The organism is uncultured Sphingopyxis sp. (assembly GCF_900078365.1).
GTDB lineage: Bacteria > Pseudomonadota > Alphaproteobacteria > Sphingomonadales > Sphingomonadaceae > Sphingopyxis.
Genome location: NZ_LT598653.1, coordinates 1,406,005 through 1,430,250 on the forward strand (window position 1 = coordinate 1,406,005; position 24,246 = coordinate 1,430,250).

The window sequence follows — 24,246 nt, forward strand, 5'->3', positions numbered from 1 at the left end:
TGCCAATATGGCGTCGAACCTTCAGCGCGTGCCTGGAATTCCGGCCAGTTCGGCGGGCGTGACGACGGGCTCTTTCCGGTCCTTGCGTTCCGAATAGCGGTCAACGAGCTGGGCGGCATGCCCGCGTGTGAGGATGGTGAAGCGGACAAGCTCCTCAGCAACGTCGACGATCCGGTCATAATAGCTCGACGGCAGCATACGGCCCGTTTCGTCGAACTCCTGCCAAGCCTTCGCAACACTCGACTGGTTGGGGATCGTGATCATCCGCATCCAGCGGCCGAGGATGCGCAGCGTATTGACGCTGTTGAACGACTGCGACCCCGCCGACACCTGCATCACCGCGAGCGTGCGGCCTTGCGTCGGGCGGAGGCCCTTATAGGCGAGCGGAAGATGGTCGACCTGCGCCTTCATGATACCTGTAATCTGGCCATGTCGCTCGGGGCTGCACCAGACCTGGCCCTCGGACCAGATGGAATGCTGTCTGAGTTCCTCGACCGCCGGATGATCGTCGTCGGCGATCTGGTCGGGCAAGGGGAGGTCGGAGGGATCGAAGATGCGCGTCTCGCAGCCGAAGAGCTGGAGCAGGCGCGCCGTCTCCTCGACGACGAGCCGCGAATAGGAGCGTTCGCGCAAGGATCCGTAGAGTAGCAGGATGCGCGGCGCGGGATCGAGCGGTCCGAGGCCGAGCGCCGGCTGCGCGTGAAGATATTCGGCGCTGAGCGCCGGGAGGTGGTGCGGGTCGGTGAGCGTGCGAAGGCGCGTATAGGTCAATTCTGTCATAATACTCAGGCTTGTGCAGGCGTGGTTGCCGGGAACCAGCGGCGGCCGAGGCGGAAGGCGACGCCGACGAGCAGGATGAGGACGGGCACTTCGACGAGCGGTCCGATGACGGCCGCAAAGGCCACCGGCGAGGCGAGCCCGAAGGCGGCGATCGCGACCGCAATTGCCAGTTCGAAGTTATTACCCGCGGCGGTGAAGGCGACCGCGGTTGTGCGCGGATAGTCGGCTTCGATGAGTTTTCCCATCCAGAAGCTGATGAGGAACTGGACGACGAAATAAATCGTGAGCGGGATCGCGATACGGACGACGTCGCCAGGGATGGTGACGATCTCGCCGCCCTTGAGGCTGAACATCGCGACGATCGTGAACAGCAGCGCGACGAGCGTGACCGGCCCGATTTTGGGCAGGAAGCGCGTCTCGTACCACTCGTCTCCTTTTGCGCGGGCGAGGAAGCGGCGCGTGAGATATGCTGCGAGGAAGGGGATGCCGAGATAGATGAGAACCGCCTCGGCGATGGTCCAGAAGCTCACGTCGATGACGCTACCTTCGAGTCCGAAAAGCGGCGGCAGGACGGTGAGGAAGAACCAGGCGTAGACGCTGAAGAAGAGAATCTGGAAGATCGAGTTGAAGGCGACGAGCGCCGCGACATATTGATTGTCGCCCTTGGCGAGCTGGTTCCACACGATTACCATCGCGATGCAGCGGGCGAGACCGATCAGGATCAGGCCGGTCATATATTCGGGCCTGTCCGAAAGGAAGAGGACCGCGAGCGCGAACATCAGCACCGGCCCGATGATCCAGTTCTGAACGAGCGAGATCGCGAGCACGCGCTTGTCCTCGAACACGCGCGGCAGTTCGTCGTAGCGGACGCGGGCGAGCGGCGGATACATCATCAGGATGAGGCCGATCGCAATCGGGATGTTCGTCGTGCCGATCGACATGGCGTCGATCGCGTCGGGTAAGCCCTTGAATGCCGACCCCAAGAGGACGCCGAGCGCCATCGCGAGGAATATCCAGAGCGTCAGGTAGCGATCGAGGAAGGACAGGCGTTCGCGCTTTGCCGCAGTCATGATGCTGTCCTCAGGCCTGAACGCGATTGCCGCCGGCGTCGACGACCTGTTCGCCATCTTCCTTGGTGAAGGCGCCAAGCTGCCGTGCGGGCAGGATGTCGAGCACGGCTTCGGAGGGACGGCAGAGCTTGACTCCGAGCGGCGAGACGACGAGCGGTCGATTGATGAGGATAGGATGCTCCATCATCGCATCGAGCAGGGTGCCATTGCTCAGGCTTTCGTCGCGGAGACCGAGCTCCGCATAGGGCGTGCCTTTCTCGCGGAGCAGTTCGCGCGGTGTGATCCCGGCGCGCTCGATCAATTGCTCGAGCAAGGCACGCGAAGGCGGCGTCTTCAGATATTCGACAACGTGCGGCTCGATCCCGGCATTGCGGATCAGCGCGAGCGTGTTGCGCGAGGTGCCGCACTCGGGATTGTGGTAGATGACGATGTCGGTCACTGCGCCGGTTCCTTCAGCAGCAGGTGAGTTCGGCGAGCAGCGGTTCGCAGAGCTCGGGGCGGCCTTGGCAACAGTCCTTCGCAAGGAAGAGCATCAGATCCCGAAGCGTGTCGATATCGGCTCGCTGGATCTGCTGTCGCCCTTGTTTTTCGGATTTGACGAGGCCTGCCTTGGCCAGCACCGCGAGATGTGTGGAAAACGTGCTTTGCGTCAGCCCCGAGGCATCGACGAGCTGCCCGGTCGATAGCCCGGCGGGCTCATGCTGGACCAACAAGCGAAAGGCTTCGAGACGGGTGGGGTGTGACAGCGCAGCGAGTGCGGCAAGGGCGGTGTCGGTGTTCATGTATCGGAATTATCCGATGCATTAGCGTCTGTCAATTCATATCGGAAATATCCGATAGGCCGGGCGGGCTGGCTGATAACCCGGCTCGGGCAATATAGGAGAGTTCGCCCGGCCGCCGGCGATATGGAACAGCTATTGAAGGGTGGGCTTCGGTGTGGTGCCATTTTTCTGCCCGATGGGGTCCGGAAGACGCCGTGTTGGATCGGGATGGGGTGGTACTTCGGTCGCAGGCTGGGCCGGCCCCCGCTTGGTAGGACCCTTTTTGCCACCGGAAGCCATTGCTGCGCACATTAAGATCTCCCGGCTGAATATTCGGAAAATGCCGCCCGAAGCGTTAGGATGGCGTTGCCGAACCATTGCTCATGCGAGGCATTGCTTGCGCACCTCATTCGCGAGATGGTCTCTTTCGGCTCGCGCCTTTTCGGACTTCAGCTGGCGAACCGCCATGGCATGCCAGGCAGCGGCCGAGCGCAGGTTGCGATCACGCACCTGCGTCAGCTCGGCCGCAGCGGCTTCGGCCTCGCACCGTTCTGCCTGCTCGCGATAATGAACGCTTGTTGCTGTAGCGGCCACGGTGAGGTCCTTTCGATCAGTCGATCATGTCGGCGATGAGACGGCGGAGTTCGCGGCGCGATAACGTCGGCGAGCGCCGAGCCTGCGGGCGGAGGCGTATCGGCCTCCCTGCCTGTGAAAGGCCTGTAAGGCCGGGGTAGATATTATTCTGAAACATGTTGGTCTTCTTGAATATTAGTGTCAGCGCCGCTTGCTTGCGGCGCCCGGATTGCCGGGGCCGCGATCGCGATAGACGATGCGGCCCTTGGTCAGATCATAGGGCGTCATTTCGACGCGCACGGCATCGCCCACCACCGAGCGGATGCGGAAACGCCGCATTCGTCCGGCGGTGTAGGCGATCAGCCGGTGGCCATTTTCGAGTTCGACGCGAAAGCGCCCGTCGGGCAGAATCTCGTCGATCATCCCGTCGAAGGTGAGGAGCTCTTCCTTGGCCACCCGGCGCGTCAGGCCGTTTCGAGATTCACGGCCGAAACCTTGCCGTCACGGCCGGTCTCAAGGTCGTAGCTGAGGCGCTGGTCCTTGTTCAGCGTCGCCATCCCGGCGCGCTCGACGGCGGTGATGTGGACGAAGCTGTCGCCCGAACCATCCGCGGCTGCGATGAAGCCATAGCCCTTGTCGCTGTTGAAGAATTTGACGTTGCCGATCGGCATGGATGTTTCCTTTCACGAAAACAGGGTATCCGCCGGCAAAAGCACCGGCAGAGCTGGAAGCGTGAGAAGGGAAGAAGCGACCCCCTGCGGGGGCATCAAATTTCCGTCGCAGGCGACGTTAGCGATCTGCATATAAGTCACCAATCTAAAAAAATCAAGGAATTCCTTGGCTTTCAGTTACGTCGACAAATAGTCGGCCGGGAGCAGGAGGTCGATGCTCGCCCGGGGCGCCTGAAGTTCGATCAGGACCTTTCGACATGCAGATGGCTTGTAATGCAGCATCGGGACGCCCACATGAGGCTATCGCCAGCTTGGCATTGCATGCCGGTGACTGAGAGACAATCGCGCTCCCGCAAAAGGGAGCAGACATGGATCTCAACCAACTTCTCTATCATCACCAGATGGCGCTCATGGCGGTGAGCCAGGCCCGGCGCGACGGTCACTTGCTTCCGAACTTCGATCTGCCCCGCTATTATGCGAAGCGGATCAATGAGTATCGCGAGCGCCGTGGGCTGGCCGACGGCTTTGCAGCGGTTATCACGCCGGAACATGTTGGTCCGAAGGCTGACCCACCTGTTTCCGATCCGGCAACCGACTATCCGGTTTTTGTTGGCGACACGCTGATTGCAGAGTTGCTCATCACCGAGGCGCTGGCGATGACCGAGGAGGAAAGGGCGGCCTTCGGCTTGGAGGATGTCGTCGGCCGGCTTGCCTCGGTCCAGGAGGATAACCGATAGGGGAAAAGTTGGTTTCGCGTTTCTTCTATTCCTCGCGACAATGCCTCACCGGCTATGGTCATAACAGGCGAAGGGCCCTCGAAAATGCTCTTGTGAGTCTTTGCGAAACAGTTTGAGCCAGCCGTCAGCGGTCGCTTATCTGCCAAAGCGAATCTAAACGGTGGTTCTATTAATCGACCCAACGCTTCAATAATGTGGGGGTAAATGTGGGGGTAGTATTTTTCAGGCATCCTTTAAGTTATGATAATTATTAGATAATATATTTGGTTCGATACAAGCCCTGCACCATCTCCAAGACAGCATGATCGACGCTGCGGGCCTTCGCTGACCGGGGTCGGCGAGCCGGGCTCCGCTTCATAAGATCAGGGTTCGAGCACGCCCAGCAGCGCTACAAGCGCGAGGATGCCGGCGGCCGCGCCTGCTTCGAGCGCAAGGCTATGCCGGATCGCGCGCTCCGGCATCTCGCCGCCCGTCGCGGCAAGCGCCGGGGCCAGCCGCCAGCGATTCAGGGCCGCGAGCGCGAGCATCGCGCCGAAAAGCGAGAGCTTGGCGATGAGCAGATAGCCATAGGAAGAGTGCAGCATCCGTCCGGCCTGCGCGATGCCGACGATCATCTGAAAATTGATCAATCCCGTCGCCGCGATGATGATGACGCAGCCCGTGCCCACGCATGCGAACCGGTCGAGACCGTGGGCGGCGAGCGCGAGCCTTTCCGGTCGTGCGGCATCCCGGGCCGGGCGCAACAGGATCAGGAAGGCGGCGATGGCGCCGATCCAGAGTCCCGCGGCGATCATATGGAGCGCGTCGGCGACGCGATGGATCGCTCCGGCCCAGCCCTCGCCGGCCGCGGCATGGCCCGACCAAGCGAGGCTGGCGAGCGCGACCGTGCCAGCGGCGGAGAGGAGAGCGAAGGCGGCGGCCGGCGGACGGCGATCGAGTCGCAGGGCGGCGGCGAGAGCGATGGCGAGCGCGGCCATCCGCACGAGCCATGCCTTGCCAACATCGGTTTCGGTCGCGATCTCGAACAGCATCGCCGGATCGACTTCGCTGAGCGATATCCCCATCATGCTCGCGGTCAGTGCGGGCATGCCCGCGAGCGACGCGAGGAAGCCCGCGCCGCAAAGCCATGGCTGCGGGGTTATCAGTCCGCCGACGATGCGCGCATCTTCGCGCGCGGGGCGACGGAGCGCATAAAGCGGGAAAGCCGCCAGCCCCATGACCAGCATCAGATCGGCGAATAGCAGGAACCTGATCCCGGTCATGAGGGGATCGGGCATGGGTTATTTGACCGTGAAGCTGAATTCGCTGCCCATGCGGTGCGTGTCGGCGCCCGCCGCCGACCATTTGACCTTGTAGGTTCCGGGAACGAGCGCACGCTTCGGGGTGAGCGTCATCGACTTGCCGTCCTTGCCCATCGCGGAGCCGATCGCGATCTTCATCGGCGGATGGTCGGTCATCCCGGGCATCGCGGTCATCACCAGTTCGGCGCGCACCGTCGGGGCGATCAGCTTCTCGCTGAATTTGAGTTGCACCGACGTCACTTTCGCCACCTTGGCGTTGGCGGCGGGGGTCGATGCGACCAGCTTGGCATGGGCAAGCGCGGCGGTCGGCGAAAGCGTGAGCATGGCGGCGGCGAGCGCGGCGAAAGGGGAGAGGGCAGGCTTGATCATAAAATACTCCAACGGGATGTTCCTGCTGCTATTACGCAGGGCATGGCGACACCCCTTGCGCAAACGGGCGCGCCGCGTCGCTGGAGGATGAGGGGTAGCGCAACGGCGCGCGTATAATTTCCTGAAAGGACCGATGAGAAGGTGATGGAGGCAGAGTTTCGGAAACTGAACATGGCGGTTTTGCCGCCGGCGCTCGAAACGCTCGACGACCATGTCCTCGCCGCGCTTGCCGTCCGGAAGGCCGAAGCGGCGGCGACGCGCCGGTTGATGGCGGTCGCGGCGCTGTTTTCGCTCGGCGGCGGGGTCGTGGCGGGCAGCGCTTTCGTGCCGAGTGCGGTCGCCGCAAGTCCGCTGACCCCCCTGATACCGGCAAGTCCGCTGGCGCCTTCGACGATATTGGACGCCCGCTGATGACGACGGCGCGCCGGATGGCGATCATCGGCTTCATCGCGTTCGTGGCCGCGCTCGCGGGCGTGTTCGTCGGCCGCCTGCTGGTCGATGCCCCGCGGCAGAGCGAGACCGAGTTGCACGCGCTGCTGCACCGGGAACTGACGCTGTCCGACGCACAGGAAGCGCGGCTGCGGACGATCGAGGCGCGATTTGCGGGCCGGCGCGAGGCGCTCGAGGTCGAGATGCGGGCGTCCAACATCCGGCTGGCGCGGGCGATCGAGGCCGAGCATGGCTATGGCCCGCGCGTGACCGAGGCCATCGACGAGACGCACGAAGTGATGGGCGAATTGCAGAAGGAAACGCTGCGCCATCTTTTCGCGATGCGCAGCGTCCTCGACGCCCGACAGGCCGCGATGTTCGACAAGGTTGTGGTCAAGGCGCTGACCGCCGATGCGAGGTGACGCGCGACCTGTCGCACTATAGCGACCGCGCTCTCGCGGCGCTTGCCCTGTCGGGTCGGCAGGACGCGTATCGTGAGTTTCTGGCGCGGTACAAGGCTCCCGTTTTTCGCCTGATCCGCAGCAATGTGGGCGACGAGGGCGAGGCGATGGATCTGACACAGGAAAGCTTCGTTGCCGGATTCGCGGCGTTGGGGCGTTATGACGGCGAGCGGCCGTTTCGCGTCTGGATCTCGCGCATCGCGCTCAACAAATGTCGCGACTGGGCCCGCCGCCGGGCGGTGCGTTCTTTTTTTACGCGCGCGCTCCCGCTCGAAAATGCTCATGACGTTGCCGGCGACAGCCCCGCGACCGATGTCGAAGCGGCCGACCGCGCCGAACTGGCGCGGGTTCGGGATGCCATCGTCGAGCTGCCGGGCAATCTTCGCGAAATCATCGTCTTGCGCGGGATCGAGGAACTCAGCCAGGCAGAAACGGCAGAGATGCTGGGCGTGAGCGAGAAGACCGTCGAAACGCGCCTCTATCGCGCGCGCGCCAAGCTGCGCGCGATGCTGGGCGAGTGAGGGGCGCGCCGGGTGCGCGCGTATAGTTTGCAGTTTATAAGAGGAAGAAACAGGATTTATGCAGGTAGATCGGCGGCATTTCATCGGCGCGGCGGCGGGAGGCGGGGCCGCGGCGGCGCTTTCGGCATGGTTTCCGGCCTGGGCCCAGCCGGTATCGGCCGGGCTGAAGGCGCAGTTGCCGACCGTGTCGGGCAACGACGTCACGCTGCGCATCGCGCGCCAGACGATGCGCATCGACGGCAAGCTCAGCCGGGCGATCGGGATCAACGGCACGATCCCCGGACCGCTGATCCGCCTGAAAGAGGGGCAGCAGGCGCGGTTGCGGGTCGTCAACGAACTCGACGAGGATAGCTCGATCCACTGGCACGGGCTGATCCTGCCCTTTCACATGGACGGCGTTCCCGGCGTCAGCTTTCCGGGGATCAAGCCGCGTTCGACCTTTGTCTATGAGTTTCCGGTCGTGCAGTCGGGGACCTATTGGTATCACAGCCATTCGGGGCTGCAGGAACAGCTCGGCCATTATGGTCCGATCGTGATCGATCCGAAGGATGCCGATCCGGTCGCCTATGACCGCGAACATGTGATCGTGCTGTCCGACCACAGCCAGCTCGCGCCCGAAGAAATCTTTCGCAAGATGAAGGTCAATCCGGGGCATTTCAACATGCAGCGCCAGGCGCTGTCGGGGCTGCTCGCCGGCAAGGACCAGAAGCTCAAGGACCGGGTCGAATGGGGCCGGATGCGGATGGACCCCACCGACATCGCCGACGTCAACGGTTCGACATACACCTTCCTCGTCAACGGCCATGGACCGCGCGACAACTGGACCGCGTTGTTCGCGCCCGGCGAGCGCGTGCGGCTGCGCATCATCAATGCGTCGGCGATGTCGATCTTCAACGTCCGCATTCCGGGGCTCCGGATGACGGTCGTGCAGGCCGACGGGCTCAACGTCCGGCCGGTCGCGATCGACGAATTCCAGATCGGCGTGGCCGAAACCTATGACGTCGTCGTCACCCCGGCCGAGGACCGCGCCTATACATTCGTCGCCGAAGCGAACGACCGGTCGGGCATGGCGCGCGCGACGCTGGCGCCGCGTGCGGGCATGGTCGCGCCGGTTCCGGCGCTGCGCCCGCGCCCGCTCGCGACGATGAAGGACATGGGCATGGGGGGGATGGGGGGCATGCCGGGCGGCGGCGACGCGGCGTGCGCGCCCGAACATGCCGCGATGGGGCACTGCACCCCCGCCGGCGCCGCGCCCGCCACCGATCATGCCGCAATGGGGCATGGCGCGGGCGGCATGGAGCACAGCATGCGCGATTTCAGCGTCGCGCCGCAGGTCAAGCGCGACCCCAGCGTCCAGTCGATTTCGCCGATGCCGGTCGACCGGATGGCCGAACCGGGGCAGGGGCTGGAAGATGTGGGGCACGAGGTGCTGACCTATCATCACCTCGTCGCGCTCGACCGCAATCCCGACGTGCGCGCGCCCGGACGCGCGCTCGACATCCACCTGACCGGCAATATGGAACGCTTCATGTGGTCGTTCGACGGCGTGAAGATGTCCGACCATCACGAACCCATTCCCTTTATCGAGGGCGAGCGGGTGCGCGTGAACCTGATCAACGATTCGATGATGAGCCACCCCATTCACCTGCACGGCCATTTCTTTGAACTGGTGACGGGCAAGGGCGATCACGCGCCGCGCAAGCATACGGTGATCGTCCAGCCGGGCGGGATCGCGACGTTCGACTTTACCGCCGACGCGCTCGGCGACTGGGCGTTCCACTGCCATCTTCTCTATCACATGCACGCCGGCATGATGCGCGTCGTCAGCGTCCGCCCGAAGGGAGAGGCGGCATGAGGCGCGCGTCGATGCTGCTCGCCGGCCTGTCGGCCCTCGCGCTCGCCGGTCCCGCCGTCGCGCAGTCCGACCCCCATGCGGGGCATGGTGCGGCGCAACCGTCCGTGCAGGAAGCCCCCGCACCCGAGGTGAAGGAGCAGGGCATGAACGGCGGCTGCACCGCCGAACATGCGGCGATGGGTCATTGCACCATGGCCGGCGGCGACCCCGATCATGGCGCGCATGGCGATCATGCCGAGCCAGCCGGGCCTGCCCCGGCCGAACCCGACCCCCATGCCGGCCATGCGATGGCGCCCGCTGCGCAAGCCGCGCCGGGCGATCCCGCCTGTCCGCCCGAACATGCCGCCATGGGGCATTGCACGCCCCACGTCGCACCGCCGCCGCAGTCCCCCGGCGGTGCGACGGGCACCGACCTGCCGCCGGGCGACGCTCCCGCGCCGCCGCCGCCGGACGACTGGTATGCCGACCGCGTCTTTTCCAAGGCCGCGATGGACCATTCGCGGCACGAGATGATGAAGGAGAACGGCGGCCAGACCTTCGGCTTCGTCAGTGCCGACCTCGAATATCAGGCGCGCAAGGGCCGTGACGGCTTCAGTTGGGAGGGAGAGGCCTGGTACGGCGGCGACATCGACCGGCTGACGATCAAGAGCGAAGGCGAAAGCGCGATCGGCGAAGGGCTGGAAGAGGGCGAGGCGCAATTGCTCTACAGCCGCGCCATCGGCCCCTATTTCAATGCGCAGGCCGGTGTTCGCCAGGATCTCGGCCCCGGTCCCGACCGGAGCTATGCCACCGTCGCGATCGAAGGGCTTGCCCCCTATTGGTTCGAGGTGGGCGGCGCGCTTTTCCTGTCGGACAAGGGCGACCTTCTTGCCCGGATCGAGGGCGAATATGACCAGCGCATCACGCAGCGGCTGGTGCTCCAGCCCGCCGTCGAAGCGAATTTCGCGCTGCAGGACGTGCCGGCGAACGGCATCGGATCGGGCCTGTCGGACGTCGAGCTGGGCCTCCGCCTGCGCTATGAGATCGTCCGCGAATTCGCGCCCTATATCGGCGTCGAATGGACGCGCCGGTTCGGCGACACCGCCCGCTTCGCGCGCGCGGCGGGCGAGGATTCCAGCAGTGTAGCGCTTGTCATGGGGGTGCGCGCCTGGTTCTAGGGTTCTGACCCTGGGCGCCTCCCCGGGGCACGCTCCGGACAAGCCAATCGACAAGCCGCTCGCCGCCGCGACTCGGGGGGGCGCCCGCGGTCGCCCCGGCGTTTGCGCGCCGCATCGCTCCCTCCCCGACAAGCGCGCGTAATTTAATTACGCCGATTTTGCGGTGCGAGCAAAAAATCATGCGACTTTGAGGGGTGGGGCTTTCGCCTGCGTATATCGACTGGCAATGCGTCCTACGGAAGCGTATGTAAGATATTGAAATAAAAACGAAATTTCCGTTGACCTGTATATACAATTGATGTTTTCTGCCGCCATGCACGAAACCAGATGGGGGTTTGCCATGACGATCAGGACAATTTTGCTCGCCAGCGCCGCGCTCGCCGCCGGCCTTTCCACGCCCGCCTTCGCACAGGTCGAAGCGCCGGCCGGCGGCGCCGAAAGCGCCGCGAGCCCCGACGACATCGTCGTCACCGGGTCGCGCATCCGGCGGCAGGACCTTGCGGGCGTCGGGCCGGCGACCGTCGTCTCGGCCGAGCAGATCGAGAATACCGGCCTCGTGAATATCGAAACCGTGCTGCAACGCCTGCCCGCCAACGCGGGCTTCGCGGGCAATCAGACTTCGGCCTATTGGGCGAACAACGGTTATGGCACGGCGCAGGTCAACCTTCGCGGCCTCGGTATCAAACGCACGCTGGTGCTGCTGAACGGCCGCCGCCTCGTCGCGGGCGGCACCGGGGCGAACTCCTCGCCCGACCTCAACATGATCCCGGTCGCGGCGCTCGCGCGCACCGATGTGCTCAAGGACGGCGCGTCGGCGATCTACGGCGCCGACGCGATGGCGGGCGTGGTCAACCTCGTGACCCGCACCGATTATGAAGGCTTGGGCCTCAGCGTGCGCCAGGGCATCACCGAAAGGGGCGACGGGTCCGACTTTACCGCCGACCTCCTGTGGGGCGTCCGGGGCGATCGCGGCGGCTTCATGGCCGCGGTCACCTACCAAAAGACGCGGGCGGTCAACATGGCGACGCGCGCGCCCTGTTCGCTCGCCGAAACGACCCCGGGCGCGCTGAGCTGCGTCAACAGCGCCTCGACGATCGGCGGGCGCGCGGTGCTCCCGAACGGGCAGCAGATCAATTTCAACCAGCAGCTCGGCGGCGACGGCGACTTCTTCGAGCCCTACAGCGCCGCCAAGCATAATTTCAATTCGAACCCGTTCCTCAACGCGGTGAGCCCCGTCGAGCGCGTCAGCACGGCCTTCTTCGCCGACTATGACCTCAGCGACAATATCGAGGCGTTCGGCGAGTTCCTTTATACCTTCCGCAAGTCGAACCAGATCGCGACCCCGGGGACGCTGCGCAACCTGTCGATCGCCGCGAGCAACCCGACCAACCCGACGGGGCAGGACATCGTGCTCATCCAGCGGCGCCTCGCCGAACCGGGGCCGCGCCAGTTTTTTCAGGAAACCGACACCTGGCAGGGCACGTTCGGGCTGCGCGGCAAGCTGTCCAACGACTGGGCGTGGGAAGTCGCGGGCGCATTCGGGCGCAACACGGCGGTCGACGGCTCGACCAATATCGCCAATCTCGAGCGCGTCGCCAGCACGCTCGATACGAGCAAATGCAGCCTGGCGGCGGGCGCCTCGATCCCGTGCGCCGATTATCTGGGCTTCGGCGATCTGACGCCCGAGGTTCTCGACTATATCCTCTTCACCTCGCGCGATCGCGGCGGCAACGAGCTGGCGACGGTCACCGCCGACCTGAACGGCAACCTCTTCAACTTGCCCGCCGGTCCGGTGTCGTTTGCGACCGGGCTTGTCTATCGCAAGGAAAAGGGCTGGCGCGATCCCGATCCGCTGACCGTGCTCGGAATCGCCAACACCAACCAGCAGGATCCGATCTCGGGTTCGACCACGGCGAAGGAAGCCTATTTCGAGCTGTCGGTGCCGATCCTCGCCGACACGCCCTTCTTCGAGGCGCTGACCGCGGGCGGTGCGGTGCGCTTCTCCGATTATGACCTGTTCGGCAGCGACTGGAACTACAAGGCGAGCCTCGACTGGATGATCAGCGACAGCTTCCGCCTGCGCGGCACCTATGGCACGGGCTTCCGCATCCCGAACGTGCCCGAACTTTATGGCGGCGTATCCGAAGGCAATCTGACGACGACCGATCCCTGCTCGCGCTATTCGACCAGCGGCGATGCGACGCTGATTGCCAATTGCCAGGCCTCGGGCGTGCCCGCCAATTATGTTCAGCTTGGCACGACGATCCTGACGACGGTCGGCGGCAACGAGAATCTGAAGCCCGAAAGCTCGACGACCTGGACCGTCGGGACGGTGATCTCGCCCAAGGGGCTGATCCCCGGCCTGTCGCTGACCGCCGACTGGTTCGACATCACGATCAAGGATGCGATCCGCGCGATCCCCGGCTCGACCAAATTGTCGATCTGTTACGCGAGCCAGAATCTGTCGCATCCCTTCTGCGACGATTTCACGCGCAGCACGCTGACCGGCGAAGTGACCTTCCTCTCCGCGCAGCCGATAAACACCGGCCGCGAGGAAATGAACGGGCTCGATCTGGGGCTCGTCTATGCCGGCGGAATCGGCAGCGTGAACCTCTCGCTCGACGTCAACCTGACCTACCTCAACAAATATGTCGTGCTGCCATTCCCCGGCGGCGCTCCGATCGATTTCGACGGCTTCATCGGCGGCGGCAACGGCGGCTATGCGAAGTGGCGCGGTTATGGCGTGTTGACGGCCGAGAAGGACGGAATCAGCGCGACCTGGTCGACGCAGTGGATCGGCAAGGCGACCGATTTCAACGCCGCGCCCGGCGAGATCGGCTATCGCACCCCGAATGTCTTCTACCACAATCTCCAGCTCGCCTACGAGATCGACGAGAAGACACGTTTCCAGCTCGGCGTCGACAATCTCTTCGACCGCAAGGCGCCCTATATCCAGAGCTTCACCGATGCGAACACCGACACGATGACCTATGACCTGCTCGGCCGGCGCTTCTATGCCGGCTTCCGTACCGCCTTTTAAAGGGGCAGGGGAGCATGGCAATTCGTTGGCCGCTGGTCGTTCGCCGGACGCATAAATGGCTGGCCCTCGTGGTCGGCGTCCAGGCTTTGCTCTGGACGCTGACCGGCTTTTACATGGTGGCGGTGCATATCGACATCATCCACGGTGACGATCTGGTGCGCGCGCCGGTTGCCCAGCCCTTCGACCTCGACGAGCTTGCCGCGCCGTCAAAGATCGTCGCGGCGGCACCGGGTGTCTCGGAAATCCGGCTTCAGCGCTTCCTCGACCGCCCGGTCTGGCGCGCCGAGACGCCCGCAGGCGCGCGCCTGTTCGATGCGCGCACCGGAGCGCCGCTGCCCGCGCTGACCGAGCCCCAGGTGCGCGAACAGGCGCGGCGCATCTATACGGGTGACGGCAAAATCGTCGCGGTTCGGCTTCTGACCAAGGCGCCGCAGGAAATGCAGGCGCGCAAGCCGCCCTATTGGCAGATCGAATTCGAAGGCTGGAACCGGCCGACGCTCTATCTGTCGCCGCAGACCGGCGAACTGATCTCGCGCCGCCACGCATTATGGCGCGTCTTCGACTTCGCCTGGATGCTCCACATCATGGATTATGACGAGCGGACCGACGTCAACAATCCGCTGCTTCGCGTCGCGACCTGGAGCGCCTTTGCCATGGCGGCGACCGGCGCCTGGCTGCTGATCTGGTCCTTCCCGCGCCGCAAGAGGAAAAAGGCATGAAAAAGCTTCGCCTGTCGCCGCTGCTGTTCCGGCGCATCCACAAATGGGTCGGGCTGATCCTCGGCCTCCAGTTCCTCCTCTGGGCATTGAGCGGTTCGATGATGGCGCTGCTCGACAAGGACAAGGTCGGCGGCCACGGCGGCGGCATGTCGCATTCGCACCCCTTGCCGCCGGGCGAATATTATGATGTCGCCGCCTTGCCCGATGGCGAGCCGGTGACGGGGGTGGTGCTGCGCGATCTCGGCGCGCGGCCGGTCTATGAGATCGAGAGCGCAAAGGGCACCCGTCTTGTCGATGCGACGACGGGTGAGAATATCCGCGTCGATCAGGACATGGCGCGCGAAGTTGCGATGATGATGAACGAGGCGCCGGTCCGCAAGGTGAGCGCGATCGCCAAGCCCAACCTCGAATCGCGCGACCATGAAGGCGCGATGTGGCGCGTCGATTTCGCCGATGCCGAAAACAGCAGTGCCTATGTCACGCTCGATACCGCGCGCTTCCTCGTGATGCGCGGCGACACCTGGCGCACCTGGGATTTCTTCTGGATGCTCCACAATATGGACTATCTGAACCGCAAGAGCTTCAACCACCCGCTGATCATCTTTGTCGGCTTCGGCGCGCTCTGGCTGTCGGGGACGGGCTTCTACCTGCTGTTCAAAAGCTTCAGCCGCGCCGATTTTCGCTGGCTTCGCCGCCGCCGCAAGCCCGTGGCGACGCGCAGGGGCGGCTGAACCTCAATCGTCGATCGAGAAGGCGGCCGACAGTTCGAACCGCGAGCCGGGGTGCGTCAGCCAGGCGTGCGATGCCAGCCGCGAACGGCTCCACGTCCGCCGCGTCATCCGCAGCACCGGTTCGCCGGGATCGAGGCCGAGCATCGCGCGCGTGCGCTCGTCGGGCATCATCGCGCAGACGCGGTGCTCGACGCGTTCGAGCGGGGCGATCCGGGTCAGATATTCGTTCGGGGTCGTCACGGTGAAGTCCATGTCGCCATAACGGGGCGCGATCGACGCGAGGACGAAGCGTTCCTCGAGCTGGATGGGGAACTCCGCCTCGTGGTGGACGATGATCGAGTGGAAGAGCTTCGTTCCTATTGGCACTTCGAGCAGAGGCGCCGTTTCGGCACTCGACCGTTCGGCGACATTCTGAATTACGCGAGCGCGATATATATGTCCGCGCGCGCGGATTTCTTCCGCGATATTGCGGATTTCGATCATCTGTCCGATCGGCCTTTGTTCGGCGATGAAGGACCCGATCCCCGCCTTCCGGATGATTACGCCCGCGGCCTGCAGTTCGCGCAGCGCCCGGTTCGCCGTCATGCGCGATACATCGAATTGATCGACGAGTTCGGCCTCCGACGGCACGCGATCGCCTGGCTTCAATCGACCGTCGCGCACGGCGTCGGAAATCGATTGTTTGATCGCAGCATAGCGAGGCGAAGGCTGACCGGCCTCGCGAAGGTTCGCCTCCATGGCGCCGGAGCTTCGTGGGCGCGTCGATTTGACGGCGCCGCGCGATGTGAGGGAAGGCGAATCCATCGATCGTATATACAAGTCGCCGGCGGCGAATTCCAACCCGCATCAAAGGCTTCGTGGCGTCCATCCCTCGGTTGGCGCTACAGGCTTTATGAAGACGCGCGGACCGAGCTTGCATCCGTGACATCTTCCGATCGTTCCACTATAGGGGCGTCATGCGCCGGCTAACGCGCCTCCTGCTCGGCCTGATGGTCACACTCTCCCTTGGGCTGGGCGCGATTGCCCATGCCGGAGAGGCGGTTGTCGACAGCGCGTCGTCCGCGTGCGTGGAAATCGCGACGCACGAGAGGGATGGCGCGCCTGGCGATGGCGATGCCGAAAAATGGGGTCTGCACGCCCATGGCGGATGCCACGGCCATCATCAGGTGGATGCGATCGGCAAGGGCGGAGTAGCGGGCCTGCCGCCCGCGCGCGCGCTGAGCTTCGCTGCCGGAAAGGATTTCCTGCCCCAACTGGTGCCCGACGCCAATCTGCGCCCGCCCATCGCCTGAACCATCCGCGCCGTCGTCCGCTTGAGGACGCCGGTTCTCTTCGGATTGTTCGGGATATTTCCATATGAAGCGATTGATCGCGGCCGTCGTTGCCGCACCGTTCTGCGTCCTTGCGGCGCAGGCGCAGACCTCGCCGCCCCCTGCGGACGGCGATATGCTGACCCTTGGGGAGGCGTTGACCGAGGCGGGCAGAATTTCGCCAGCGCCCGTTGCCGCCCAGGCCGGGGTGAGCGCCGCAGAAGCGGCGCGTGCCGTTGCCGGGCTTCGCCCCAATCCGTCGATCAGCATCGAAACCGAAAACCTGCTCGGAACCGGGCCGTATCGCGGGTTCGACGAAAGCGATACGACCGTCGCCTTTGCCCTGCCGGTCGAATTGGGCGGCAAGCGTTCGGCGCGTGTCGCGGTCGCCGACGCCGGGATCAGGCAGGCGGAGGTCGATCTCGCGATCACCCGCGCCGATCTGCGGCTGGATGTGACGCAGGCTTATATCGGCGCGATCGCCGCCGATCGCCGCGCCGCGATTGCAGAGGCGCAGCTTGCCGTCACGACTGAAAATCTGCGCATTGCCCGGGACCGGGTGATGGTCGGCGCCAATTCTCCCATCGACGAGCAGAGAGCGTTGCTCGAAGCGGTGAGGTCGCGTGCCGAGGCCGGCTCTGCACGGCGCGCGGCGATGGCCGCCCGATCCTTGTTGCGGCCATATGTGGGAGACCGGGCGCTCGGTGCGCTCGATGTCGGCTGGTTCGATCGGCCGGTGCTCGCTTCCTACGGGCCGGACATGCCGGGCAGAGCAGAGGATATGTTGGCGCTTGCCGCCGCAGCGGTGGACACCGAGGCGGCCGAAGCCGGCGTCCGTCTCGCCCGCAGCCAGCGCGCGCCGGATGTCTCGTTAATGGCGGGAACACGGTGGCTTGCGGGATCGAACGATCAGGCGATGGTCTTCGGCGTAACGATACCGCTTCCCGTCCTGAACGGCGGCAAGGCAGCTGTTACGCAGGCAGCGCGTGAACGCGATCGGGCCCAGGCCCGGCAGCGCGTCGCACTGTTCGAAGCCGAGCAGGCCATCGCGGCGGCCATGGCCGATCGCGATCGCGCGGCGACTGCGGTCGAAGCCTCCGGGCCCGCGCTCGTCGCGTCCGGCGAAGCCGCCCGCATCGCGCGGATCGGATATGCCGAGGGCAAGTTCGACCAGATGGTGCTGCTCGATGCTGAGCGCACGCTTTTCGACACGCAGCGCGCGGCCATCGATGCCCGCGCCGCCTATCACAACGCCGTCGCGCGCCTGGAGCGCCTGACAACGCGCTTTCGGGGCGCAGGGGAAATAGAATGACATCCAAAATCCTTATCCGGGCGGTCCTGCCGCTCGCATTGACGCTCGTCATGGCCGGCTGTGACCAGCAGCGGCCGGAGAAGGCCGCGGAAAGCCATGAGGAGGAAGAGGGCAATGTCGGTCTGACTGCGAAGCAGATCGCCGCGGGGGGGATCGAGATCGTGCGCCCGGTCGCCGGCGGTTCGGACACCCTGACGCTTCCCGCGACCATCGAAAGCGATCCACAGGCGACGCAGGTGGTGTCGGCAGCGATCGGCGGCCGGATCGTCGCTCTCAATCGCAACCTGGGGCAGACGGTCGGTCGCGGCGAAACTCTCGCCGTCATCGAAAGCCGCGATGCTGCGAGCCTCCGCGCCGAAATCGAGGCGGCGCGGGCGCGCGCCGCCCTGGCGCGGTCGACCCTTGTCCGCGAAGAGCGGTTGTTCGAGCTCAAGGTATCGCCCGAACGCGACGTGATCGCGGCGCGCACGGCGATGACCGAAGCGAATATCGCCTTGCGTCTCGCGCGGCAGCAACTCGCCGCGGCGGGCGTCGCGGATGGTTCGCTCAACCGGATCGGGGTGGTCGCGCCGATTGGCGGGCAGGTGATCGCGCGCAACGTCGTCCTGGGGCAGACGGTCGCGCCCGACGCCGAACTCTTCCGCGTCGCCAATCTCGAACAACTCGCGATCAAGCTGATGCTCTCGCCCGCCGACGCCGGGAAAATCAGTGTGGGCATGCCGGTGGAGGTGCGATCGGGCAACCGCGGCACGCAGGCGCGTATCGCGTTCGTGTCGCCCGTTCTCGACGAGGCGACGCGGCTGGTGCCGGCCGTCGCGATGCTCGCCAACGACGGCGCCGTGTGGCGGCCGGGAGAGCCCGTATCGGTCGCGATCCGGATCGGCTCGGCGACACATGCGATCACGGTTCCCGAAAGCGCGCTCCAGACCGTCGGGGGCGAGACCGTTGTTTTCGTCCGCACTACCAAGGGCTTTCGGGCGGTTCCGGTCGCTGTCGCAACGCGCGGCGGAGGGCGGGCGACGGTCACCGGCTTGTCGGGCCGCGAGTCGATCGCTGCGGAGGGCAGTTTCACGCTGAAGGCGGAGCTCGGCAAGGGCGAAGCCGAACATGGAGGGCATTGAACATGATCGCCCATATCGTCGATTTCGCCGTCGCGCGGCGCTGGTTCGTGTTGCTCGTCACCGCCATCGCCGCCGTCATCGGGGCTTGGGCGCTGGCCCGGCTGCCGATCGACGCGGTTCCCGATATCACCAATAATCAGGTCCAGATCAACGCGCGCGCGCCTTCGCTGTCGCCGGAACAGGTCGAGAGGCAGGTCGCCTTCCCGATCGAAACGGCGCTGGCCGGCATTCCGGGCCTCGAGAATACGCGCTCGCTCAGCCGCAACGGTTTCGCCCAGGTAACCGCGGTCTTCACCGACGCGACCGACATCTATTTCGCGCGCCAGCAGGTCGCGGAACGGCTGCGCGAAGCCGAAGAGCGGCTTCCCGAAGGGGTCGGTCCCGAAATGGGGCCGATCGCGACGGGGCTGGGTGAAGTCTATATGTGGACCGTCCACCTCGCGCATCGGCGAGAGGACCAGCACAAGCCGGGCGAACCGGGTTTGCAGCCCGACGGCAGCTATATCACGCCCGAAGGCGAGCGGCTGGTCAGCGAGGCCGACAAGGCAACCTATTTGCGCACGGCGCAGGACTGGATCGTCACCCCGCTGCTCAAGACCGTCCCGGGTCTTGCCGGCATCGACACGATCGGTGGTTATGTGAAGCAATATCAGGTCGTGCCCGATATGCAGCGGCTCGCCGCCTTGGGACTCGGCCTTGGCGATCTGGCGGCCGCATTGGAGGCGAACAACCGCGCGATCGGCGCGGGCGTGATCGACCGCAATGGCGAGGGCCTGTCGGTGCGATCCGATGCGCGCATCGGCGGCGCCGACGAACTGGCCGCAACGGTGATCGCGACCCGCGGCGGCGTGCCGATCGCGCTTGGTCAGGTCGCGGCCGTAAAAACGGGGCAGGCGATCCGCATGGGGTCGGCTTCGGAAAACGGCAGGGAAGTCGTCGTCGGGACCGCCATCATGCGTATCGGCGAAAACAGCCGCAATGTCGCGAGCGGCGTCGCCGGCCGGCTGGAGGAGATCAATGCCTCGCTGCCGACCGACGTCGTGATCCGGCCGGTGCTCGACCGCACCGCGCTGGTCGAAGCGACGGTGAATACGGTGGCGAAGAATCTGACCGAAGGCGCGCTGCTCGTCATCGCGATCCTGTTCCTGTTGCTCGGCAATTTCCGCGCGGCGCTGATCGCGGCGCTGGTTATCCCGATCACGATGCTGCTGACGAGCGTTGGCATGTTGCAGGGCGGCGTTTCGGCGAACCTGATGAGCCTCGGCGCGCTCGATTTCGGCCTCATCGTCGATGGCGCGGTCATCATCGTCGAAAATGCGCTCCGGCGGATCGGCGAACAGCAGCATTCCATCGGACGGACACTGACGCGCGACGAACGCCTGTCGGCCGTCGCGGCGGCCGCGCGCGAGATGATCCGCCCATCGGTCTATGGACAGGCGATCATCATCCTCGTCTATGTTCCGCTGCTGACGCTGACGGGAGTGGAAGGCAAAAGCTTTACGCCAATGGCGCTCACCGTCATTCTCGCGCTCGTCGGCGCATTCATCCTCTCGCTGACCTTCGTACCCGCCATGCTGGCGATCTGGCTGTCGAAGCCGGTCGAGGAGAAGGAGGGGGCGATCATGGCATGGCTTGGCAGGCATTATGTCCCGCGCCTCGACCGTGCCATGGCGCGGCCGCGGAACACCATGCTCGCAGCGGGCGGCGCGTTGCTCGTCGCCGTCGGAGCCTATGTCTCGCTGGGGCAGGAATTCTTGCCCCAACTCGACGAGGGCGACCTGACGGCGCAGTTGCTTCGCGTGCCGGGAACCTCGGTCGATCAGAGCCAGGCGATGCAGCTTCGCGTCGAGCGGGCGCTGTCGGCCGTCCCCGAGGTCAGGTTCGTTTTCTCAAAGACGGGCACCGCCGAACTCGCATCGGACCCGATGCCGCCGAACATCTCCGATACGTTCATCATCATGAAGGATCGCAAGCAATGGCCGGACCCGCGGCTGAGCAAAGCGGAATTGACGGCAAAGATCGAAAAATTGCTCGCGGACGTGCCGGGTAGCGCGTTCGAGATCAGCCAGCCGATCCAGATGCGGTTCAACGAACTGATCGCGGGGGTGCGCGGCGACGTCGCGGTGAAGATATTCGGCGACGACAATGATGTGATGGCGGCGACGGCGAACCGGGTCGCGGCCATCCTTCGGCAAATCGAGGGCGCCACCGACGTTCGCGTCGAGCAGACCGAGGGCCTGCCGATGCTCGACATCCGGCCCAATCGGGACGCGATGGCACGGCTCGGGATCACCGCGGCATCGTTGCAGGAAACCATCGCAGCGGCCATCGGCGGCCGCGACGCGGGCATCATCTTCGAGGGCGATCGGCGTTTTGCCGTGACCATCCGCCTTTCCGATGCCGCGCGCGCCGACTTTGCGATGCTGGGCCAGGTGCCGGTGCCGGCGCCGGGCGGACAGTTTGTTCCGCTGGAAAGCGTGGCCGATCTTGTGGTGACCGAAGGTCCCAACCAGATCAGCCGCGAGAATGGCAAGAGGCGGATCGTCGTGCAGGCCAATGTGCGCGGCCGCGACGTAGCGGGCGTCGTCGGCGATGCCCAACGCGTGATCCGGGAGAAGGTCCGGCTGCCCGCCGGGCAATATCTGGAATGGGGCGGGCAGTTCGAGAATCTCGCCTCGGCGCGAAACAGGCTGGCGCTTGTCGTGCCGGCCTGTTTCGCGTTGATCCTGCTGCTGCTCTATGGCGCGTTGGGCAGCATACGCGACGCCGCGATCGTCTTCACCGGCATACCGCTTGCGCTCGTCGGGGGGATGCTTGCGCTGCTGCTGCGCGGGATGCCCTTCTCGATCTCCGCCGCGGTGGGCTTCATCGCGCTCTCGGGGATTGCCGTCCTTAACGGGCTCGTCATGGTCACCTCGATCCAGGGGTTGATCGCCGATGGCATGGCGCGTGCCGAGGCGGCCCGGACCGGGGCGCTGGCGCGCCTGCGGCCGGTCGTGATGACCGCGCTGGTGGCATCGCTCGGCTTCGTTCCGATGGCGCTCGCCAGCGGGGCGGGAGCCGAGGTCCAAAAGCCCCTTGCGACCGTCGTCATCGGCGGGCTGGTCTCGGCGACCTTGCTCACCCTGTTCGTGCTGCCGACGCTCTACGCCCGTTATGGGCGCCCAAGCGTTCCCGGGGCGGACCCGGCAGCCGCGTCATCCGCGGGGCCGGGTCAGGCTTTGCGGGCATGATAGGGGCGGGAGGCCGACTTTCCCATGGCGCTATTGATGATCGGGCGCGCGTCGCGCATTCTCGGCGGCATGAACAGGAAGCCCAGCCAGAGCCTCAAGGGGCTGCGTCAATTTCTGGATCCCGGCCAGCAGGAGCTGTGGTTGGAGGGCAGGGCGGAATTGCCCGACGCCGGGGAGCGGCAGGATTCGATCGAGCAGCGGATAAGATATGCGCCGCGCTTCCAGAAGCTGCTTCGCCGGCTGCAGGCGCCCGATCTCTTCGGGATTCTGGAGCTATACGGCCGGACCTGCCTTCCGATACCGCGCGCGACCGAGCGATATTATTGGTCGGTTTCCTGCCTGCCATCGACCTCGGACAAGCCATTGGTCCGCATCAACGCGAGCTGGATGGAGCTGTTCACCCTTTACGCCGACGGCGACGATCTTCGCGCCCGGTTTATCGTCCATCTTTCGGATTTCACGACCGACGGGTCGCTCGCGCCGGAGAGGGTCGATCGCGCCTTTCTCGAGCGGAGCGTGCGAGCGCCCGAGGATTTGGGCTATTCCTTTCCGCGGGGTTCGGACATCTTCATCGTCAAGATACGCGGTTCCGCCTCCATCCGCGACTTCCTCGCGGTCCCGCGCGCGCTGCGCGCCGTCCGGCGATTCAACCTCACCCATATGAACCGTGGCCGGAATGCCTATCAGGCCAGCCATTCCTATAGCGTGGCCGATTATATGCTGGGGGAGGGTGCTCCCTGATAAGCGATGATCATTCTTTGACTGAATAGGCCGTGTGCTCCCGCCTTCGCGGGAGCACACGGACTTCTCCAATGCTTCGGCCAAAGCCGATCAGGCATCAGTGACGTCCGAGTTCGTCGCGGCCGACGACCATATAATGCACCTCGTCGGGGCCGTCGGCGAAGCGCAGGTGGCGGACGTCGGCGTAAAGGTCGGCGAGCGGGGTCCAGTGCGAGATGCCCGTCGCGCCGTGGATCTGGATCGCCTGGTCGATGATCTGGCAGACGCGTTCGGGGACCATCGCCTTCGCCATGCTGACCCAAACGCGCGCCTCGCGGTTGCCGAGCAGGTCCATCGCCTTTGCCGCCTTGAGCACGATCAGGCGCATCGCCTCGATCTCGACGCGGGCGCGGGCGATCACCTCCAGATTCTTGCCGAGCTGCGACAGCGGGCGGCCGAAGGCGGAACGCGAATTGCCGCGCTTGACCATCAGGTCGAGCGCGACTTCGGCCTTGCCGATCGTGCGCATGCAATGATGGATGCGGCCCGGGCCGAGGCGCATCTGCGAAATCTCGAACCCGCGGCCCTCGCCGAGCAGGATATTCTCGCGCGGCACGCGGACATTGTCGAAGCGCATGTGCATATGCCCCTGCGGCGCGTGGTCGGCGCCGAAGACGCGCATCGGGCCGAGCACCTGCACGCCCGGCGTGTCCATCGGCACGAGAATCTGCGAATGCTGCGCCTTGCGCGCGGCTTCGGGATTGGTCTTGACCATGCAGATCAATATCTTGCAGCGCGGGTCGCCGGCGCCGCTGATGAAATACTTCTCGCCGTTGATGACCCATTCATCGCCTTCGAGGCGTGCGCTCGTTTCGAGGTTGCTCGCGTCGGACGAGGCGACGCCGGGTTCGGTCATCACATAGGCCGAGCGGATTTCGCCGTTCAAAAGGGGTTTGAGCCAGCGGTCCTTCTGCTTGGGGGTGCCGACCATTTCGAGCACTTCCATGTTGCCCGTATCGGGCGCCGAGCAGTTCAGCGATTCGGATGCGAGCGGCGACTTGCCGAGTTCGGCGGCGATATAGGCATAGTCGAGGTTGCTGAGCGGGGTGCCGGTGTCGCCGTGCGGCAGGAAGAAATTCCACAGGCCCGATGCCTTGGCCTTCGCTTTCGCGCCTTCGAGCAACTCGAGTTGTCCCGGCGCCCAGCTCCAGCGGTCGGTGCGGCCCTCACCAAGACGGAAAAACTCCTCGGTGATCGGGTCGACATTGTCGGCGATGTGACGCTTCACCGCGTCGAAGAGCGGCTGCGCTTCCTTCGACATGCGCAGGTCGTTGAGTTCGGCCTGAAGTTCGATTTCGGTCATTTTGGTCTCCGG

25 protein-coding genes are annotated in these 24,246 nt (G+C 65.0%); 14 read left to right on the plus strand and 11 right to left on the minus strand.

Annotated elements, in window-relative coordinates; genetic code table 11:
- Positions 1-21: 21 nt before the first annotated feature.
- The 7 genes from arsH to QZL87_RS06330 all read right to left on the minus strand — a co-directional run bounded on the left by arsH (position 22) and on the right by QZL87_RS06330 (position 3,855).
- Positions 22-780, minus strand: coding sequence for an arsenical resistance protein ArsH (gene arsH, locus QZL87_RS06300; RefSeq protein ID WP_294029606.1), 759 nt, complete (start codon positions 778-780; stop codon positions 22-24).
- Positions 781-785: 5 nt separating this feature from the next.
- Complete coding sequence (arsB, locus tag QZL87_RS06305) at positions 786-1,850, minus strand: ACR3 family arsenite efflux transporter (protein ID WP_295325460.1); 1,065 nt, start codon at positions 1,848-1,850, stop codon at positions 786-788.
- A gap of 10 nt (positions 1,851-1,860) precedes the next feature.
- Positions 1,861-2,289, minus strand: coding sequence for an arsenate reductase (glutaredoxin) (arsC, locus tag QZL87_RS06310; RefSeq protein ID WP_295325463.1), 429 nt, complete (start codon positions 2,287-2,289; stop codon positions 1,861-1,863).
- Positions 2,290-2,302: 13 nt separating this feature from the next.
- Entirely contained in the window at positions 2,303-2,632 is a 330-nt protein-coding gene (locus QZL87_RS06315) for a metalloregulator ArsR/SmtB family transcription factor (RefSeq protein ID WP_295325468.1), read from the minus strand.
- A 360-nt stretch (positions 2,633-2,992) separates the two neighbouring features.
- Entirely contained in the window at positions 2,993-3,205 is a 213-nt protein-coding gene (locus QZL87_RS06320) for a hypothetical protein (protein ID WP_295325473.1), read from the minus strand.
- Positions 3,206-3,385: 180 nt separating this feature from the next.
- Positions 3,386-3,640, minus strand: a complete 255-nt coding sequence (gene infA, locus QZL87_RS06325) for a translation initiation factor IF-1 (protein WP_136174216.1) — start codon at positions 3,638-3,640, stop codon at positions 3,386-3,388.
- Positions 3,641-3,648: 8 nt separating this feature from the next.
- Positions 3,649-3,855, minus strand: a complete 207-nt coding sequence (locus QZL87_RS06330; RefSeq protein ID WP_054728090.1) for a cold-shock protein — start codon at positions 3,853-3,855, stop codon at positions 3,649-3,651.
- Between the two features lie 368 nt (positions 3,856-4,223).
- Here QZL87_RS06330 and QZL87_RS06335 point away from each other — a divergent pair, with 368 nt between their 5' ends.
- Positions 4,224-4,592: a hypothetical protein gene (locus tag QZL87_RS06335; protein WP_295325478.1), complete on the plus strand. Its 369-nt coding sequence runs from the start codon at positions 4,224-4,226 to the stop codon at positions 4,590-4,592.
- Positions 4,593-4,954: 362 nt separating this feature from the next.
- Here QZL87_RS06335 and copD read toward each other — a convergent pair whose 3' ends face one another.
- Together copD and copC are read right to left on the minus strand one after the other, a co-directional pair.
- Entirely contained in the window at positions 4,955-5,869 is a 915-nt protein-coding gene (copD, locus tag QZL87_RS06340; protein ID WP_295325481.1) for a copper homeostasis membrane protein CopD, read from the minus strand.
- A 3-nt stretch (positions 5,870-5,872) separates the two neighbouring features.
- Positions 5,873-6,217 (minus strand): copper homeostasis periplasmic binding protein CopC, encoded by a 345-nt coding sequence (copC, locus tag QZL87_RS06345; protein ID WP_295326771.1) that lies wholly within the window; start codon positions 6,215-6,217, stop codon positions 5,873-5,875.
- Between the two features lie 216 nt (positions 6,218-6,433).
- Between copC and QZL87_RS06350 the strand changes: the two genes are divergently transcribed.
- The 8 genes from QZL87_RS06350 (at position 6,434) to QZL87_RS06385 (ending at position 15,175) form a co-directional block, all read left to right on the plus strand.
- A complete protein-coding gene (locus tag QZL87_RS06350; RefSeq protein ID WP_295325487.1) occupies positions 6,434-6,673 on the plus strand; it encodes a hypothetical protein in 240 nt (79 codons plus the stop codon).
- Positions 6,673-7,113 carry a periplasmic heavy metal sensor gene (locus QZL87_RS06355; RefSeq protein WP_295325490.1) on the plus strand — a complete coding sequence of 147 codons (441 nt, stop codon included), beginning with the start codon at positions 6,673-6,675 and terminating at the stop codon, positions 7,111-7,113. The genes QZL87_RS06350 and QZL87_RS06355 overlap by 1 nt, the downstream gene beginning before the upstream one ends.
- Complete coding sequence (locus QZL87_RS06360; protein ID WP_295325493.1) at positions 7,110-7,673, plus strand: RNA polymerase sigma factor; 564 nt, start codon at positions 7,110-7,112, stop codon at positions 7,671-7,673. Before QZL87_RS06355 ends, QZL87_RS06360 begins: the two co-directional genes overlap by 4 nt.
- Before the next feature lie 58 nt (positions 7,674-7,731).
- The gene (locus tag QZL87_RS06365; protein WP_295325496.1) at positions 7,732-9,528 is read left to right on the plus strand and encodes a copper resistance system multicopper oxidase; all 1,797 of its coding nucleotides are present in this window, start codon (positions 7,732-7,734) and stop codon (positions 9,526-9,528) included.
- Complete coding sequence (locus tag QZL87_RS06370; protein WP_295325500.1) at positions 9,525-10,685, plus strand: copper resistance protein B; 1,161 nt, start codon at positions 9,525-9,527, stop codon at positions 10,683-10,685. Before QZL87_RS06365 ends, QZL87_RS06370 begins: the two co-directional genes overlap by 4 nt.
- A 340-nt stretch (positions 10,686-11,025) precedes the next feature.
- Positions 11,026-13,725, plus strand: a complete 2,700-nt coding sequence (locus QZL87_RS06375; RefSeq protein WP_295325504.1) for a TonB-dependent receptor — start codon at positions 11,026-11,028, stop codon at positions 13,723-13,725.
- 14 nt (positions 13,726-13,739) lie between these two features.
- Complete coding sequence (locus tag QZL87_RS06380; RefSeq protein ID WP_295325507.1) at positions 13,740-14,444, plus strand: PepSY domain-containing protein; 705 nt, start codon at positions 13,740-13,742, stop codon at positions 14,442-14,444.
- The gene (locus QZL87_RS06385) at positions 14,441-15,175 is read left to right on the plus strand and encodes a PepSY domain-containing protein (RefSeq protein WP_295325510.1); all 735 of its coding nucleotides are present in this window, start codon (positions 14,441-14,443) and stop codon (positions 15,173-15,175) included. Before QZL87_RS06380 ends, QZL87_RS06385 begins: the two co-directional genes overlap by 4 nt.
- Before the next feature lie 3 nt (positions 15,176-15,178).
- Here QZL87_RS06385 and hutC read toward each other — a convergent pair whose 3' ends face one another.
- Positions 15,179-15,979 carry a histidine utilization repressor gene (hutC, locus tag QZL87_RS06390; RefSeq protein WP_295325513.1) on the minus strand — a complete coding sequence of 267 codons (801 nt, stop codon included), beginning with the start codon at positions 15,977-15,979 and terminating at the stop codon, positions 15,179-15,181.
- A 152-nt stretch (positions 15,980-16,131) separates the two neighbouring features.
- On the opposite strand from hutC, the gene QZL87_RS06395 reads away from it, so the two are divergent.
- The 5 genes from QZL87_RS06395 (at position 16,132) to QZL87_RS06415 (ending at position 22,892) form a co-directional block, all read left to right on the plus strand.
- Positions 16,132-16,467: a hypothetical protein gene (locus QZL87_RS06395; RefSeq protein ID WP_295325516.1), complete on the plus strand. Its 336-nt coding sequence runs from the start codon at positions 16,132-16,134 to the stop codon at positions 16,465-16,467.
- A gap of 64 nt (positions 16,468-16,531) precedes the next feature.
- Positions 16,532-17,797: a TolC family protein gene (locus QZL87_RS06400; protein WP_295325521.1), complete on the plus strand. Its 1,266-nt coding sequence runs from the start codon at positions 16,532-16,534 to the stop codon at positions 17,795-17,797.
- A complete protein-coding gene (locus QZL87_RS06405) occupies positions 17,794-18,918 on the plus strand; it encodes an efflux RND transporter periplasmic adaptor subunit (protein WP_295325524.1) in 1,125 nt (374 codons plus the stop codon). Before QZL87_RS06400 ends, QZL87_RS06405 begins: the two co-directional genes overlap by 4 nt.
- Positions 18,919-18,920: 2 nt before the next feature.
- On the plus strand, positions 18,921-22,151 hold the full coding sequence (locus QZL87_RS06410) for a CusA/CzcA family heavy metal efflux RND transporter (protein WP_295325527.1): 3,231 nt from the start codon (positions 18,921-18,923) through the stop codon (positions 22,149-22,151).
- A gap of 24 nt (positions 22,152-22,175) precedes the next feature.
- The gene (locus tag QZL87_RS06415; protein WP_295325530.1) at positions 22,176-22,892 is read left to right on the plus strand and encodes a hypothetical protein; all 717 of its coding nucleotides are present in this window, start codon (positions 22,176-22,178) and stop codon (positions 22,890-22,892) included.
- 97 nt (positions 22,893-22,989) lie between these two features.
- Here QZL87_RS06415 and QZL87_RS06420 read toward each other — a convergent pair whose 3' ends face one another.
- Positions 22,990-24,234: an acyl-CoA dehydrogenase family protein gene (locus QZL87_RS06420; RefSeq protein WP_295325533.1), complete on the minus strand. Its 1,245-nt coding sequence runs from the start codon at positions 24,232-24,234 to the stop codon at positions 22,990-22,992.
- Between the last annotated feature and the right edge of the window lie 12 nt (positions 24,235-24,246).